This window comes from Streptomyces sp. NBC_00457, assembly GCF_036014015.1.
Taxonomy (GTDB): domain Bacteria; phylum Actinomycetota; class Actinomycetes; order Streptomycetales; family Streptomycetaceae; genus Streptomyces.
In genome coordinates, this window is the sequence record NZ_CP107905.1 from 5,080,957 (window position 1) to 5,095,838 (window position 14,882).

Consider the following 14,882-nt stretch of genomic DNA (forward strand, 5'->3'; position numbering starts at 1 on the left):
GCTCAGCGACCGCCCCGCCTGCGCAGCAGCCACTGCGTGAACGTCCGGCGCGGGGGCCGCACCACGACGCGGCCGTGCGCCTTCTGGCCGACCAGCTCAACTCGCAGGGTGACCGGCGTATCGGGATCGGTCGGAGTCCGGCGGTGCTTGAGTTTGCAGTGCACCAGTTGCAGAGCGTCGGTGTCGATCTCGATGCCCGGCCGCGTGATCAGCCTCAGGGTCTTGCCCGCCATCGCCACGTCGACCTGCAGGGTGTCGTGCGTGATCACCGCGTCGGTGAAGTCGAGCGTCACGTCGCAGTACGTCACGGCGAGTTCCAGCCTGCGCGGTACCACCCAGCGGCCCACGCGCTCGATCGTGCCGCTGAAGACCTGTTCGATCCGGACTACGTCCTTGACGTCTGCGACGGTCGAGCCTGTCGTGGCCGATACGGGCGGCAGGTCAGCGGTGAGGGCGGCCAGTTCGCTCAAAGTCCGTGCCGAGAGGGCGGCTTCCAGGCGCTCGTCCAACTCGTCCGCGCTCAGCAGGCCTTCCCCCGCCGCGATACGCAGCACATCCACGACTCGATCCCGGTCCGCATGCGAGGCGCGCAGCTCGGGCGACGAGCCGGGGCCGGAGTGCTTCCCGGTGGGCGATATCTCTCCCGACATGCTTCCGTCCTGGTCCTGTCGAACGTCTCCGCGCGACGCGGGCAGCGGCAGCGGCGCGATTGGAAGGCCAACGCTATATCGCGACATGGCGGAGGGACGAGACGTGGAACGGGGGTATCGGTTCCGGTGGGTGTCGGGTGACACTGGCCGCATGGAGTTCGCCGTCTTCGTGACCCTTCCCGGCCTGGTGATACTGCTCACCGTCATCGCCTTCGTCGACCAGCTGCTGCTGCGTATGGGGCGAGCCGGGCTGCTGCCCTGGCGGAACAGCGCGCGGGTCGGGCAGGTGTCCGCGACCGGCTTCGAGCAGTTGCACGGGGCGCTCTCCCCGGGCAAGCAGCACGAGTTGAAGGAACGGCAGTCGTCGCTGGTGATGCGGGACGACGAGGAGGACGGGGCGCCGCCGAATCGGACGCGGGTGGACCTGGACGGCGGGGTCGCGGTCGTACGACTGCCGTCGCCGTAGCGCTCCGCTGGGCCCGTCGAATCGCTGCGGCGCCGTCGTGGCTGGTCGCGCCCACGCGGCGGAGCCGCATATCGATACAGCCCCGCGCCCCTATCGGGGCGCTGCCTGCACCGACCTGCTTACACCCCGCCCTCCCCTTCCCCCTCAGCCCCCCAAATGCCGTCGAGCGAAGTCCAGTTCCAGGCGGACCTGTTTGATCCGTTCGTCCACGACCAGGGAGCCGTGGCCCGCGTCGTAGCGGTAGACCTCGTGGACGGAGCCTCGGGTTTCGAGGCGTTTGACGTAGTTGTCGATCTGGCGGATGGGGCAGCGTGGGTCGTTGACGCCTGCCGAGATGTAGACGGGGGCCTTGACCTGGTCGACGTAGGTGATCGGGGAGGATGCCTCGAAGCGCTCGGGGACCTCTTCGGGGGTGCCGCCGAGGAGGGTGCGGTCCATGGCCTTCAGGGCTTCCATCTCGTCGTGGTACGCCGTGACGTAGTCGGCCACCGGGACCGCGGCGAGGCCCATCGTCCAGGCCTCGGGCTGGGTGCCGAGGCCGAGGAGGGTGAGGTAGCCGCCCCAGGAGCCGCCGGTGAGGATCAGCCGGTCGGGGTCGGCGAGCCCGGAGGCGACCGCCCATTCACGGACCGCCGCGATGTCCTCCAGCTCGATCAGACCGATCCGGTGCTTGAGGGCGTCGGTCCATGCGCGCCCGTACCCGGTGGAGCCGCGGTAGTTGACGCGGACGACCGCGTATCCGTGGTCGACCCAGGCGGCCGGGCCGGCGGCGAAGGAGTCGCTGTCGTGCCAGGTCGGGCCGCCGTGGATGTCGAAGACGGTGGGGAGGGGACCGGAGACATCCGCCGGCTTCTGGATCAGGGCGTGGATACGGCCGCCCGGACCGTCCACCCACACGTCCTCCACTGGCACTGATCCCGGGGACCGCATGCCGGGCGGGTCCAGGACGACGCCGCCCGTCGTGGAGCGGACGGTGGACGGCTCGGCGGCCGACGACCACAGGAACTCCACGGTGCCGTCGGGGCGGGCGGTCGCGCCGGAGACGGAGCCCGCCGGGGTGGGGAGCTGCTGCAGCGCGCGGGAGGCGAGGTCGTAGCGGAACAGTTCGCTGCGGGCCTCGAAGCTGTGCACGATGAGCAGTGCGGAGCCGTCCGGATACCACTCGGCGCTCACGTCGCCGGGCAGATCGAGCGCGAGATCGGACTCGATGCCGCTCGCCACGTCCCACACCAGCGGCTCCCAGCGACCGCGCCGCTGATGCCCGATGAGCAGCCGCGTGTCCCCGTCGACCGGCGCGAAGCCCAGCACCTCGAGGCCCAGTTCGACGGTGCCGCCCTTGGTGTCGTCGAGCTCGGCGACCGCCGTGCCGTCCGGGCGCACCACACGCAGCGCCGAGTGCATCGCGTCGCCGTGCTCGGTGTGCTCGACGGCGATCAGCGAGCCGTCGTGCGAGAGGTCGCCGACGCCCGCCGACTCGCGGTGCCGGTAGATCTCCACCGGGTCCTCGCCCTCGCGCGCGAGATGGATCGTCGTACCGTCCTCGTCGGTGGAGCGGCCCACGACCGCCGTACGTCCGTCCCGGCCGAGGGCGAGGCCCGCCGGATACGACGGTTCCAGGCCGGGGACGGCGGTCTCGTCCGCTCCGCCGCCGAACGGCTGGCGGCGCCAGACGCCGAACTCGTCGCCGTCCTTGTCGTCGAACCACCAGATCCACGCGCCGTCCGGGGAGAGCACACCGTCCGTCGTGCCGTTCGGCCGGTCGGTGACCTGGCGCTGCTCGCCCGTCGCACGGTCCCAGGCGTACAACTCGTACGTCCCCGTCGCGTTCGACACGAACAGGGAACGGTCCGGTGCGTCCTCCGCCCAGTCGGGCAGCGACACCCGGGGCGCCCGGAAGCGCTTCTCCCAGTCCGGCATCTCTTCTTTCCGCTCCGGAGAGTCGGACCCGTTGCTCTCAGTCATGGCTCCATACTGCCCGCTCCCTGTGACAATCCGCTGGCCAGCTCCCCAGCCTGTGGATAACTCCACCATCGCTCCACCGGAGGTACTGACCCCGCGCCCCCGCCCGCCGCACCCGCCCCGTACCGTTGAGGGCGTGTACCGGTTCCTGCTGACCCCCCGCTGGTGGGGAATCAACGTCTTCGTGCTGCTCGCCATCCCCTTCTGCCTTTACATGGGGTCCTGGCAGCTGAGCCGGTTCGAGGAGCGGGTGGACAGCCACAAGGTCGCGGAGAACAAGGCGGCCTCGGACAAGCAGCAGGCGGCCCGGCCGCTGGCCGAGTTGCTGCCCGTCGACAAGGAGACCTCCGGCGAGCAGGCCACCGCGACCGGGCGGTACGGCAAGCAACTGCTCGTGCCGGACCGGGAGCTGGACGGCAAGCGTGGCTTCTATGTGCTGACGCTGCTGCGCACCGACGACGGCAAGGCCCTGCCCGTCGTGCGGGGCTGGCTGCCGGGCGACGCCGACGCCGCGAAGGCGCCCGCCGCGCCCTCCGGCGAGGTCACCGTCACCGGTGCGCTCCAGGCGTCCGAGACGCCCGGGGACAACGGGGTCAGTGCGCGGGGCGGGCTGCCGGCCGGGCAGACCGCGGCGATCAGTGCGGCCTCGCTGATCAACCTCGTGTCGTACGACGTGTACGACGCCTGGGTCACTCTCAACTCCGGTGACGCCGGGATGAAGACGGTGCCGGCGACCGCCGCGCAGGACACCGGGCTGGACCTGAAGGCCTTCCAGAACCTCGGCTACACCGGCGAGTGGTTCGTCTTCGCCGGGTTCGTGGTCTTCATGTGGTTCCGGCTGCTGCGCCGCGAGGTGGAGTCCATACGGGACGCGCAGCTGGGGCTGGTGGACGAAGAAGACCGCGACCCCGTATCCGTGTAGCCCCGGGCCCTCTGAAGCCTGGCCCTGAAGAGTTCAGCGGCTACGACGCCGCCAGCAACCCCGTCCAGTACACCTTCCCCGCGCACGCGCCCGACACGGTCGCAGACGCCGTGGGTGCCGCGGGTTCTGCCGTGTAGGACACGACCACGCTGCCGTCCGCCGTGCCGTCCTCCGTCATCAGCTGGGTCGACGTGCCGGAGTCGGTGCCGGTGGTCCCCGTGGTCGAACCGCTGGTGTCGGCGGAGTTCGTCGGGTCGGGCGTCGGTTCGCCCGTGTTGCCGCCGCTGCTGTCGCCGGCGGGCGGGCAGGTTTCCGAGGGCACCCAGGCGAACTTGACCTCGTAGGCCGCGCCCGGCTTCAGCAGCAGCTCGGGGGCCTCGAGGGACGGGTCGGGCAGGGAGGCCGCCTCGTCCCCGGCGACGTGCCGCAGGGTGGAGATCTTGGTGGCGTCGGCGGCGCCCTGCGGGGTCGTGCCGACCGTGCCGGGGCTGGTGACCGTGCAGTCGGTGGTGGAGACGTTGGTGACGCGGAAGCTTCCGTAGACCGCGCCGACGGTGTCGGCGGCGGCGGTGATCGGGATGTCGGCGCCGAGCTGCGCGGCGGTGCACAGGGGGGAGCCCACCGAGGTCGTGGCCGTGGGGTCGGCGCCCGTGGTGGCGCCGGTGGAGCCGGGCCCGGTGCTGTTGCCCTTCTCGCCCTCCTTCTTGCCGCCGCCCTCGCCCTGTTCCGCGGACTGGCCGCCGGTGCCGCCGGAGGTGCCCGACCCGGCGTCCGGGCCCTTGTCCTGTCCCGCGCCGCCCTGAGCCTGGGACGCGTGACCGGCGTTGGAGGTGTTGGTGGCGGAGCCGGTGGCGTTGGAGACGTGCAGGGCGGCGGGGACCGCGGTGCCGATGAACAGGGCGGCCGCGGCCATCCCGACGAGGGCCTGGCGCTTGCGGGCCCGCCGTGCGGGCACCGCCCGCCGCAGGTGGTCCAGCGTGCCGTCGCGCGGCTCCATCTCCTGGACCGCGTCGTGCAGCATCCTGCGCAGTGCCAGCTCGTCCGAGTCGAGCCCGGGGAGGCTCTGGTCGTCGGGGCCGTGGTTCACAGTTCCGTTCCCAGCGTGCGATTGCTTCGGGTCGTGCGGGTCGGCCGACTCTGTCGGCTCGTGCCACTCATAGGGCTCGTGCGGTTTTCCGTCCGTCATGCGGGCGCCTCCATGGCGATGCGCAGCGCCGCGATGCCGCGCGAGCCGTAGGCCTTCACGGAGCCCAGCGATATGCCGAGCGTCGCGGCGACCTGCGCCTCGGTCATGTCGGCGAAGTAGCGCAGGACGAGGACCTCGCGCTGCCGGCGCTGGAGGCCCTTCATCGCCTTGATCAGCGAGTCCCGCTCCAGCTGGTCGTACGCGCCCTCTTCAGCGCTCGCCATGTCCGGCATCGGCTTCGACAGCAGCTTCAGGCCGAGGATGCGGCGGCGCAGGGCGGAGCGCGAGAGGTTGACGACCGTCTGCCGCAGATAGGCGAGGGTCTTCTCCGGGTCGCGGACGCGTTTGCGTGCCGAGTGGACGCGGATGAAGGCCTCCTGGACGACGTCCTCGCAGGAGGCGGTGTCGTCGAGGAGGAGCGCCGCGAGGCCCAGCAGGGAGCGGTAGTGGGCGCGGTAGGTCTCGGTGAGGTGGTCGACGGTGGTACCGGCGGCCACTGTGTCGACTTCGTCGCCGTCACGCGGGCTGGGTATGCGGGCGGGCCGCGCTGCGGGCATGGGCGCGATCACCGGCATGCCGCCGGGCGTGCCGGGCATGCGGGGTCGGCGGGGACGCAGAACTGTGCCGTGCGTCGCCGCGGTGAAATCGAGTACCTCTGCCACGCCAGTTGGACACGCGTCCCCCCATGAGGGTTGTACGTGCCGGGCGTCACGTTCACGCCCGACGCCGTTCTCTCCTCGGGCAGCCCTACGGAAGGTGCCTCACAAGCCCTCATGCGTCCCGCTCTTCCCCTATGTCCCATATGAACCGAACGTCCCCACGCTCGGCTCACGGCGTCCCCACGCCGACCACATCGCGTCTCCACGCCCCAAGGGAGGGCGACCGCAAAGACGCTCCCCGCCCTCCGCACGGTTGCGGAGGGCGGGGAGCAAATCTTCGAACGCCGAAGGGGCCCGGTACAAGTGGTCCGGACCATCATCCAGCTCACATGTCGTACATAGATTCTACAAACGCTTTCTGCTATGCCGGAGCTTTTTCCTGTGAGCGGAAGAACTCACCGCAACTCCGCAGCCACCAGCTCGGCGATCTGCGCGGTGTTGAGCGCGGCACCCTTGCGCAGGTTGTCCCCGCACACGAAGAGTTCGAGCGCCGTGGGGTCGTCCAGCGCCCGGCGCACGCGCCCCACCCAGGTCGGATCGGTGCCGACCACATCGGCGGGCGTGGGGAACTCCCCCGCGGCCGGGTTGTCGAAGAGGACGACACCGGGCGCCGTGGCCAGAAGCTCGCGGACGCCCTCGACGGTGACCTCGCCCTCGAAGCGGGCGTGCACGGTCAGGGCGTGTGTGGTGATCACCGGCACCCGGACGCATGTCACGGCGACGGGCAGCCGCGGCAGTCCGAGGATCTTGCGGGACTCGTCCCGCACCTTCATCTCCTCCGACGACCAGCCGTCCTCACGCAGCGACCCGGCCCACGGTACGACGTTCAGCGCGACCGGCTCCGGGAACGGCCCGGTGTCGTCGCCGACGGCCCGCCGTACGTCACCCGGGCTGGTCCCCAGCTCCGTACCCGCCACCAGCGACATCTGCCGGCGCAGCGTCTCGACGCCGGCCCGCCCGGCCCCGCTGACGGCCTGGTACGACGACACCACCAGCTCGCGCAGCCCGTACTCGGCATGCAGCGCGCCCAGGGCCACGATCATCGACAGCGTCGTGCAGTTCGGGTTGGCGATGATCCCGCGCGGCCGGACCCGCGCCGCGTGCGGATTGACCTCGGGCACGACGAGCGGCACATCGGGGTCCATCCGGAAGGCGCCCGAATTGTCCACCACCACGGCGCCCTTGGCGGCGGCGACGGGAGCCCACTGCGCCGCGACCTCGTCCGGTACGTCGAACATGGCGACGTCGACGCCGTCGAAGGCCTCCTCGGTGAGCGCCACCACCTCGACCTCCTCGCCGCGCACGGCCAGCTTGCGGCCGGCCGAGCGCGGCGAGGCGATCAGACGGATCTCGCCCCAGATGTCCGCGTGCTGGGACAGGATCTTGAGCATGACCGTGCCGACGGCTCCGGTCGCACCCACGACCGCGAGCGTCGGTCGTACGGTCATCGGCCGGTGCCTCCGTAGACAACGGCCTCGTCGCTGTCGGAGTCGAGCCCGAAGGCGGTGTGCACGGCGGTCACGGCCTCCTTGACGTCGTCGGCGCGGGTGACCACCGAGATACGGATCTCGGAGGTCGAGATCAGCTCGATGTTCACGCCGGCGTCGGACAGGGCCGTGAAGAAGTCGGCCGTGACGCCAGGGTTGGTCTTCATGCCCGCGCCGACGAGCGAGATCTTGCCGATCTGGTCGTCGTAGCGCAGCGATTCGTAGCCGATGCCGTGCTTGTTCTTCTCCAGGGCGTCGATGGCCTTGCGGCCGTCGGTCTTGGGGAGCGTGAACGAGATGTCCGTCAGGCCGGTGGAGGCCGCGGACACGTTCTGCACGATCATGTCGATGTTGATCTCGGCGTCCGAGATCGTGCGGAAGATCGCGGCGGCCTCGCCCGGCTTGTCCGGCACGCCGACCACCGTGATCTTGGCCTCGGAGGTGTCGTGCGCGACACCGGAGATGATGGCCTGCTCCACCTTGTTGTCCCCTTGATTGATCGGCTCGCTGCTGACCCACGTGCCCTGCAGTCCGCTGAAGCTGGACCGGACATGGATCGGGATGTTGTAGCGGCGGGCGTACTCCACACAGCGGTGGAGCAGCACCTTCGAGCCGGACGCGGCCAGCTCCAGCATGTCCTCGAAGGAGATCCAGTCGATCTTCTTCGCCTTCTTCACCACGCGCGGGTCGGCGGTGAACACGCCGTCGACGTCGGTGTAGATCTCGCACACCTCGGCGTCGAGGGCGGCGGCGAGGGCGACGGCCGTCGTGTCGGACCCACCGCGTCCCAGCGTGGTGATGTCCTTCTTGTCCTGGGAGACACCCTGGAACCCGGCCACGATGGCGATGTTGCCCTCGTCCAGCGCGGTCCGGATACGGCCCGGCGTGACGTCGATGATCCGGGCTTTGTTGTGGACCGAGTCGGTGATGACGCCTGCCTGGCTGCCGGTGAACGACTGGGCCTCGTGCCCCAGGTTTTTGATCGCCATGGCCAGCAGTGCCATGGAGATCCGCTCTCCGGCGGTCAGCAGCATGTCGAACTCACGCCCGGCAGGCATCGGTGATACCTCTCCGGCGAGATCGATCAGCTCGTCCGTCGTGTCGCCCATCGCGGAAACGACGACGACCACCTGGTGGCCGTTCTTCTTCGCTTCCACGATCCGCTTGGCGACGCGCTTGATGCCCTCGGCATCGGCTACGGAGGAGCCTCCGTACTTCTGCACGACAAGGCCCACGTGCGCTCCTCGCTCAGTCCGTGTGTGTCGGCTCAGTTTACCGAGCGTCCGAATTTCCCCTCCGGAATACCGCATGGTGAGATCTCCGGCCGCTCGTTCTCGGACTGCACATGCCCGGCACACGACGAAGGCACGCGGAAAAGTGCCACGGGTCACAAGCGGCCTCGGTGCATCAATTTTCAAGCACTAAGGTTCCGCCTGTGCACGTACTTCTGGTGGAAGACGATGAGCCGGTGGCCGAGTCCCTCCGGCGCGGCCTGATCCGCTACGGCTTCGAAGTGAAGTGGGTGACCACGGGCGGCGCGGCACTCGCGTACGAGGGGCCGTACGACGTCGTCCTCCTCGACCTCGGTCTGCCCGACACCGACGGCCTCGACGTCTGCAAGGCGCTCCGCGAGCGCGGCGACGTGCCGATCATCGTGATCAGCGCACGCAGCGACGAGACGGACCGGGTGGTCGGCCTGGAACTGGGCGCCGACGACTATGTGTCCAAGCCGTTCGGGGTACGGGAGGTCATCGCGCGGATACGGGCGGTCATGCGGCGCTTCCAGCCCCGTACGGCCGCGGAGTCCGGCCCCGACCGCTACGGACCGAGCCTGACGATCGACCGCAAGGCCGCTCGCGTCCGGCTGGACGGCGAGGAGGTGTCCCTCGCCCCCAAGGAGTACGACCTGCTGGCCTTCCTCACCGAGGAGCCCGGCGCGCTGATGTCGCGCGAGCAGATCATGGAAGCGGTCTGGGACGCGAACTGGTTCGGCCCGACCAAGACACTCGACGTGCATGTGGCGGCGCTGCGGCGGAAACTCGCGGGCGCGATCACGATCGAGGCGGTACGAGGCGTCGGCTTCCGGCTGGAGATCGTGGACGGCGGTACCAGCGCACCATGATCCGTCAGCTCATCCGCAGTTACGTCGGTCTCACCGCCGTCGCCATCGCCCTGTTCACCGTGCCGGTGGCCTTCACGCTCACGGACCAGCTGCGGGGCGACACCGCCGATTCCGTCCGGCGTGAGGCCGACACCATGGCCCTGCTGCTCGGCAACGGAGACGCCCCGTCGTGCGCGGCACTGGGCGAGATGGCGGCGGCGTACGCCGGCCAGACCGACGGCAAGGTCGAGGTGACCGGGAGCTGCGCCGAGACGGGTCTGCCGAAACCGGCCGAGGACGCGGACCTGGCCAAGGTCCTGAAGACGGGCGAGCCCGCGACCAACTGGGGCTCCTCCTTCATCTGGGGCCCGGAGCTGGTGATCACGGTGCCCGCGCAGGAGAGCGCGGTGCCCGGTGACGGGCGCAACAGGGGCGAGGTCATCGGCGCCGTACGCATCGTGTACCAGACCGACGCCCTGACCAGCCGGCTGTGGCAGATCTGGGGCTTCCGCGCGGGCCTCGCGGTCGCGGTCCTCGTCGTGGCCGCCGTGATCGGCGCCGCGGCGGCACGGCGCATCACCCGCCCCCTGCGCCAGCTCAACGACATGGCGCGCAAGTTCAGCGACGGCGACCTGACGGCGCGGTCGACGGTGACGGGCCCGTCGGAGACACAGACACTGGCGCGCACCCTCAACCAGGCGGGTGAGCGCCTGGACACCCTCATCGCCTCGCAGCGCATCTTCGTGGCCGACGCCTCCCACCAACTCCGCACTCCCCTCACGGCCTTGCGCCTGTCCCTGGACAACATCGCGGACGGCGTGGACGACGACTTCGTACGGGAGGACGTGGAGCAGGCCACCGCCGAAGTCGTCCGCATGAGCCGCCTGGTGAACGGCCTGCTGGTCCTGGCCCGGGCGGAGGCGAAGGTGTCGGCGGCCGAACCGCTGCCCCTGTGGGACATCGTCCGGGAACGCCTCTCGGTGTGGAGGCCGGCCGCCGACGAGCGCGGAGTCACCATCGCGCTCAGGGGGAGTGCCGACGACCGGCTGCTCGTCCTGTCCAGCCCCGGCCACCTGGACCAGGTCCTGGACAACGTGCTCTCGAACGCCCTGGAGGTCTCACCGGACGGCGGCACGATCACCGTACGGGTGGAGCAGCGGGGCGACGAAGTGGTGCTGTCCGTGTCGGACGAGGGCCCCGGCATGTCGGACGCGGAGAAGTCCCGCGCCTTCGACCGCTTCTGGCGGGGCCAGGGCCTCACCGGGCGCGCGGGGTCGGGCCTGGGCCTCGCCGTCGTCAAGCAACTGGTGACGGACGACGGCGGCACGGTGACCCTTAAAGACGCGCCCGGGGGCGGGCTGAGTGTCGAGATCAGCCTTCGGGCATCGCAGAAGAGTGGTGGTTGACGATCTTCCACTCTCCGTTGCGCTTCTCGTACTCGTACGTGTAGCGGGCCTCGACGACGCGCTTCTCACCGGTCTCCGGGTCGGTCAGGTCGAACTTGTAAGTCCCCGTGTCGATGGCCGAGTTGGAGTCGAGGACGTTGACCACGGTCTGGATCTTCGTGCCGACCGGCTTGTTCTCCAGGAAGTGCTCGAAGTAGTCGACGCGGCCTTCCCGGTCGGTACGGATCTTGTTGGAGACGGTGGGGAGCAGGACGGCGTCCTCGGCGTACAGGTCGGCGACCTTCTGCGCGTCACCGGTCTGCAGCGCGGCGTTCCACGTGTCGAACAGCGAGGCGACCTGCGCCTTGCTGGGCTTGCCGGCCTGCGCGGGCCCGGCCGTCGCGGCGCCGGCGGCGAAGGTGCCTGCGGCGACGACAGCGGTGGCGGTGACGACGGCGGCGCGTATACGGGTCTTGCGGGTCATCGCAACTCCAGTGCGTGTCAGGGGCCTTGTACCTCCCTCCGCGTTCGCCGCGGTGGAAGTGACTCCAGACTCGCTTTCCGCCGGTTAGCGCCTATGCAGCCGACGTACAGGGGACAGCCAAGACCCGTGCAACCTACGCAGGGTCACTGAACGATCACGCTGCCCGGACCCGGGAGTGCTCTCCCGAAAGGGGGGCAGCGGGCTACACACCCGCACTCAGCTCGTCATGGCCGTTCGATGCGGATGCGCTTGCGGTTGGCGCTCGCGGCCAAGGCCCGGATGTCCTCCAGGTCGTCCGTGAGGATCAGCGCATCATCGTGCGTGAGATGCCAGCACGACGGAGGCATCGATCACGTCTGCCGTACCGTTCTCCTGGCACAGAAGCGCCGCCGCTTTCGCGGTGGTCTCGGTCAGCGGCAGGACAAGGCAGGGGCGCAGCACCTTGTGCAGGTTCGCAGCCCTGGGGCGGGTGTCCCAGCAGTGGGCCAACACCTCGGCATCAAGACTCACGGTCAACTACCCGGCGCTAAGGCGCTGGGCTTGCACAACGGGCATCGCTGGGTGTGATGCTGCGTTTGCGTCCAGTCCCACTCCGAGGTGTTCGGGGTGGGGCAGGGGTCGTTGACTGGGCCCCGCGTCGCCACAACTCCCACGCGCGTGCGCGGATGTTGCGGGAGCTGTTCCGGTCTGCGTGATCAACGAGTCCGCAGTTCCGGCACGCGAACCAGGCCTGGCTGACCCGGTTCGCCTTGTCGATGTGCCCGCACTCGGCGCAGGTGCGGGAGGTGTATGCCGGGTCGACGTGCACCACCGGCACTCCCGCCTTGCGGGCCTTGTACGCGATGAACGACCCGAGCTGGGCGAAGGACCAGCTGGCGTGGGTGGCCCGTTGGGGCTTGCGAAGCCGTACCCGTTCGCGGATCCCTGTGAGGTCTTCCAGGGCGATTCCGCGACCGGTGCGTTCTGCCTCGGCCACCACATGTTTCGCGATCTTGTGGTTGATGTCCCTGGCCCTACGGGCCTCCTTGCGTCGCCGCTTCATCAGCCGGCGCTTGGCGGACGGGGTGTTCTTCTTCTGCAGCTTGGTGCGCAGCGTGCGCTCGCGGACCCGGACGCGGTTCAGTTCGCGCCCGGCCAGGATCTCGCCGTCCGAGGTGGTGGCGATGTTGACGATGCCCAGGTCGATGCCGAGGAAGTCCACCGGCTCGGTGTTCAGCGGCGCTTCGGGGACTTCGCAGGTGGCGCTCAGGAACCACATGCCGTCCCGCTCCAGCAGGTCGGATTCGCCCTTGCGGTACAGGGCCAGGGTGGCGAGTTGCTCGACCGAGGCGGTGAACGCCACGTTCTTGACCCGCCCGCCGGTGGTCCAGATCGACACCGTGCGGCCGGGGATCTGCCAGGACAGCATGCGGTCGTCGTAGGGCTGCGCGCCCTGGGGGCGGAAGGCGATCGGCTTCTCGGTGGCCCGGCGGTAGCGCTTGGAGCCGGGCCGTCCCAGGTTGCCGGCCTTCAGGTTGGCCCTCAGCGTGGTGTACGCGTCGCACGTCTTCTTGATGACGTGCTGGGCGGCCTGCGCGCCCAGGCCCCAACGGGACTTGACGGTGTCGTAGACACGCTTGCGCAGGGCGAAGTTCTTGAACTCCCCGCGCTCGAAGGCCACCTCGCTCACCCAGGTGGCGGCCTCGTTGCAGGCGTGCAGGGTTGCCTTGAGTGCCGCCGCCTGCTCGGGCGTCGGCAGCAGCTTGACCTGCACCACCAGCTTCACAATCACGAACGTACACATCTGCGCGACACGGCACCGCACGTTCGAAGTCGATCACCTGAACGAGTGATACGCATAGGTGTGCGTCGACGCCCTGACCGGACAGGAGAGACTCGGCCGCTCCGCGGCCGAGCAGACATCATGACGCTGCGGCGCTCCGCGCCACCTGGCCAAGGATGCGATTCCTCTCGGGCGTAACGCCCGAGGTTCCTCGCAAGAAACAAGTTCCGCAGCCGCCCCACCTCCAGCAGGCGGCGCAGTTGTTCGGCGTCACCTGCGGGGGCGCGCAGCACCGCCTCGTAGAGGACGAAGCTCAGACTGACCGGCGGTTTCCCTTCGCCGGCGACAAGATCGGGAAGACAGCAGCTGTGAATGAGTCAGCCCGTGCAGGGACAGGCCTGGTACTCGCCCAGTACCACCACTTCCAGATCGTGGACCCGCATGGGCCCCTGGCCGGTGATCTCGACAGCACGTGCAACGGGCTGGTATCCGCTTCTGGCGGAGCCATCGAGGTGACAACCGGGATCCACACCGGCCACGTCCAGGTCACTGCCGAGCTGCACGCGCAGCGCCCCGACGTAGCTGCGGGCTGGGAAGAGATCGCTGAGATCTCGGGCAACTCCCCGTCCGGAGAAGTGCTGGTGACTCACTGGATGGACGACCCCGCGGATCTGCCCTCTCTGGCGTCCCAAGGGCCAGGCCCGTACCGGCTGCGTGTCCATGCGCGGGGCCGGGACGGGGCTGTCGACCAGACACCCTTGGATGACGTCGTGGAGTCCTACCTGATCCAAAGCTGGCCCGCCGCACACCAGGATGCTCTCCTGGTGAAGGCGACCGACGCCTACGGAGCTCAGGTACGTGCCCAGTCGGCCGACGACACCATCGTCATCGACCACGAGGACTCACTCGACACGCAGACCGGCCGGGAGCGCGACATCCTGCGCCGGGCCGAACGCGGCGACTACTCCTGATCCACCGCCTCTCGTGAACACCCCTCTACCGGCGCTTCTCCCGCTACTGCGAACACTTCAGCCATTGTTCGCGCCCCATCGGAACTGGAAGGGTGCCGCCCTGTGACGGGGAGTTGGGCAAGTGACGCACTGCTGGCCGCAACCGTGCTGATCGCCTCCTGCGTCCAGTGGCTCACCGGCATGGGGTTCGCGCTGGTCGCCGTACCCGCGCTGGTGCTGCTGCTCGGGCCGGGTGAGGGTGTGGCGCTGGTCAACTGTGCGGCCGGGGTCATCTGTGTCGTGGGGCTTGCCGTGGGGTGGCGGCGGGTGCGGGTGGGGGCGATGGTGCCGTTGTGTGCCGCGGCGGCGTGCACCGTGCCCGTGGGGACGTGGGTCACCCGTCAACTGCCCGAAGCTGGGCTGATGTTGGTCATGGGCGGGCTGGTGACCGTCGCCGTCCTGCTTGTCATGCGGGGCGCGCGCATGCCAGCACTGCGGGGCACGGGAGGCGCGGTCGCGGCCGGTGCGGTGGGTGGGTTCATGAACTCGGCGGCCGGGGTGGGCGGGCCGCCGATGTCCCTGTACGCCGTCAACGCGGGGTGGGCCGTACGGGACTTCGTGCCGAACGCGCTGTTCTACGGCGTTGTCGTCAACGCGTTCTCCGTGGCCGCGAACGGGGTGCCGCGGATGGGCCGGCTGCAGTGGGCCGTCGTGGCTGTCGCGATGGTCGTCGGTGCGCTGGCCGGGTGGGGGCTCGCCGGGCGCGTACCGGAGCGGCGGGTCAGAGCGCTCGTACTGGCGCTGGCCCTCGCGGGTGGGCTGGGCGCAGTCGGGAAGGGGCTGTGGGCCTATTGGGGTGGCCTTCGGTAGC

The 14,882-nt window shown here is 69.7% G+C and carries 15 protein-coding genes; 6 read left to right on the plus strand and 9 right to left on the minus strand.

The window, feature by feature from the left end; all coding sequences use genetic code 11:
* Positions 1 to 2: 2 nt before the first annotated feature.
* The gene (locus OG828_RS23020; protein ID WP_328502183.1) at positions 3 to 650 is read right to left on the minus strand and encodes a DUF1707 SHOCT-like domain-containing protein; all 648 of its coding nucleotides are present in this window, start codon (positions 648 to 650) and stop codon (positions 3 to 5) included.
* Positions 651 to 801: 151 nt separating this feature from the next.
* On the opposite strand from OG828_RS23020, the gene OG828_RS23025 reads away from it, so the two are divergent.
* Entirely contained in the window at positions 802 to 1,116 is a 315-nt protein-coding gene (locus OG828_RS23025) for a DUF6191 domain-containing protein (RefSeq protein ID WP_328502184.1), read from the plus strand.
* A gap of 144 nt (positions 1,117 to 1,260) precedes the next feature.
* Here OG828_RS23025 and OG828_RS23030 read toward each other — a convergent pair whose 3' ends face one another.
* Positions 1,261 to 3,078, minus strand: a complete 1,818-nt coding sequence (locus OG828_RS23030; protein WP_328502185.1) for a S9 family peptidase — start codon at positions 3,076 to 3,078, stop codon at positions 1,261 to 1,263.
* Positions 3,079 to 3,211: 133 nt separating this feature from the next.
* On the opposite strand from OG828_RS23030, the gene OG828_RS23035 reads away from it, so the two are divergent.
* Positions 3,212 to 3,997, plus strand: a complete 786-nt coding sequence (locus OG828_RS23035) for an SURF1 family protein (RefSeq protein ID WP_328439434.1) — start codon at positions 3,212 to 3,214, stop codon at positions 3,995 to 3,997.
* Between the two features lie 40 nt (positions 3,998 to 4,037).
* Here the strand turns inward: OG828_RS23035 and OG828_RS23040 are convergent, their stop codons facing one another.
* The 4 genes from OG828_RS23040 to OG828_RS23055 form a co-directional block, all read right to left on the minus strand.
* Positions 4,038 to 5,183: a hypothetical protein gene (locus OG828_RS23040; RefSeq protein ID WP_328439435.1), complete on the minus strand. Its 1,146-nt coding sequence runs from the start codon at positions 5,181 to 5,183 to the stop codon at positions 4,038 to 4,040.
* On the minus strand, positions 5,180 to 5,779 hold the full coding sequence (locus OG828_RS23045; RefSeq protein ID WP_210580763.1) for a SigE family RNA polymerase sigma factor: 600 nt from the start codon (positions 5,777 to 5,779) through the stop codon (positions 5,180 to 5,182). The genes OG828_RS23040 and OG828_RS23045 overlap by 4 nt, the downstream gene beginning before the upstream one ends.
* Before the next feature lie 458 nt (positions 5,780 to 6,237).
* Positions 6,238 to 7,290 carry an aspartate-semialdehyde dehydrogenase gene (locus OG828_RS23050; protein WP_328502186.1) on the minus strand — a complete coding sequence of 351 codons (1,053 nt, stop codon included), beginning with the start codon at positions 7,288 to 7,290 and terminating at the stop codon, positions 6,238 to 6,240.
* Positions 7,287 to 8,564, minus strand: a complete 1,278-nt coding sequence (locus tag OG828_RS23055) for an aspartate kinase (protein WP_328359911.1) — start codon at positions 8,562 to 8,564, stop codon at positions 7,287 to 7,289. Before OG828_RS23055 ends, OG828_RS23050 begins: the two co-directional genes overlap by 4 nt.
* 200 nt (positions 8,565 to 8,764) lie before the next feature.
* Between OG828_RS23055 and OG828_RS23060 the strand changes: the two genes are divergently transcribed.
* Both OG828_RS23060 and OG828_RS23065 read left to right on the plus strand, forming a co-directional pair.
* Positions 8,765 to 9,451 (plus strand): response regulator transcription factor, encoded by a 687-nt coding sequence (locus OG828_RS23060; protein ID WP_328502187.1) that lies wholly within the window; start codon positions 8,765 to 8,767, stop codon positions 9,449 to 9,451.
* On the plus strand, positions 9,448 to 10,836 hold the full coding sequence (locus OG828_RS23065) for a sensor histidine kinase (RefSeq protein WP_328359917.1): 1,389 nt from the start codon (positions 9,448 to 9,450) through the stop codon (positions 10,834 to 10,836). The genes OG828_RS23060 and OG828_RS23065 overlap by 4 nt, the downstream gene beginning before the upstream one ends.
* Here the strand turns inward: OG828_RS23065 and OG828_RS23070 are convergent.
* The 3 genes from OG828_RS23070 to OG828_RS23080 all read right to left on the minus strand — a co-directional run bounded on the left by OG828_RS23070 (position 10,802) and on the right by OG828_RS23080 (position 13,064).
* Positions 10,802 to 11,299, minus strand: coding sequence for an SgcJ/EcaC family oxidoreductase (locus tag OG828_RS23070; protein WP_328359920.1), 498 nt, complete (start codon positions 11,297 to 11,299; stop codon positions 10,802 to 10,804). The two genes, OG828_RS23065 and OG828_RS23070, sit on opposite strands and share 35 nt — an antisense overlap.
* A 312-nt stretch (positions 11,300 to 11,611) precedes the next feature.
* A complete protein-coding gene (locus tag OG828_RS23075) occupies positions 11,612 to 11,809 on the minus strand; it encodes a hypothetical protein (protein WP_328502188.1) in 198 nt (65 codons plus the stop codon).
* A gap of 16 nt (positions 11,810 to 11,825) precedes the next feature.
* A complete protein-coding gene (locus tag OG828_RS23080; RefSeq protein WP_328502189.1) occupies positions 11,826 to 13,064 on the minus strand; it encodes an RNA-guided endonuclease InsQ/TnpB family protein in 1,239 nt (412 codons plus the stop codon).
* A 509-nt stretch (positions 13,065 to 13,573) separates the two neighbouring features.
* Here OG828_RS23080 and OG828_RS23085 point away from each other — a divergent pair.
* Entirely contained in the window at positions 13,574 to 14,032 is a 459-nt protein-coding gene (locus OG828_RS23085; RefSeq protein ID WP_328502190.1) for a hypothetical protein, read from the plus strand.
* A 102-nt stretch (positions 14,033 to 14,134) separates the two neighbouring features.
* On the plus strand, positions 14,135 to 14,881 hold the full coding sequence (locus tag OG828_RS23090) for a sulfite exporter TauE/SafE family protein (RefSeq protein WP_328502191.1): 747 nt from the start codon (positions 14,135 to 14,137) through the stop codon (positions 14,879 to 14,881).
* The last annotated feature ends 1 nt before the right edge of the window (position 14,882 follow it).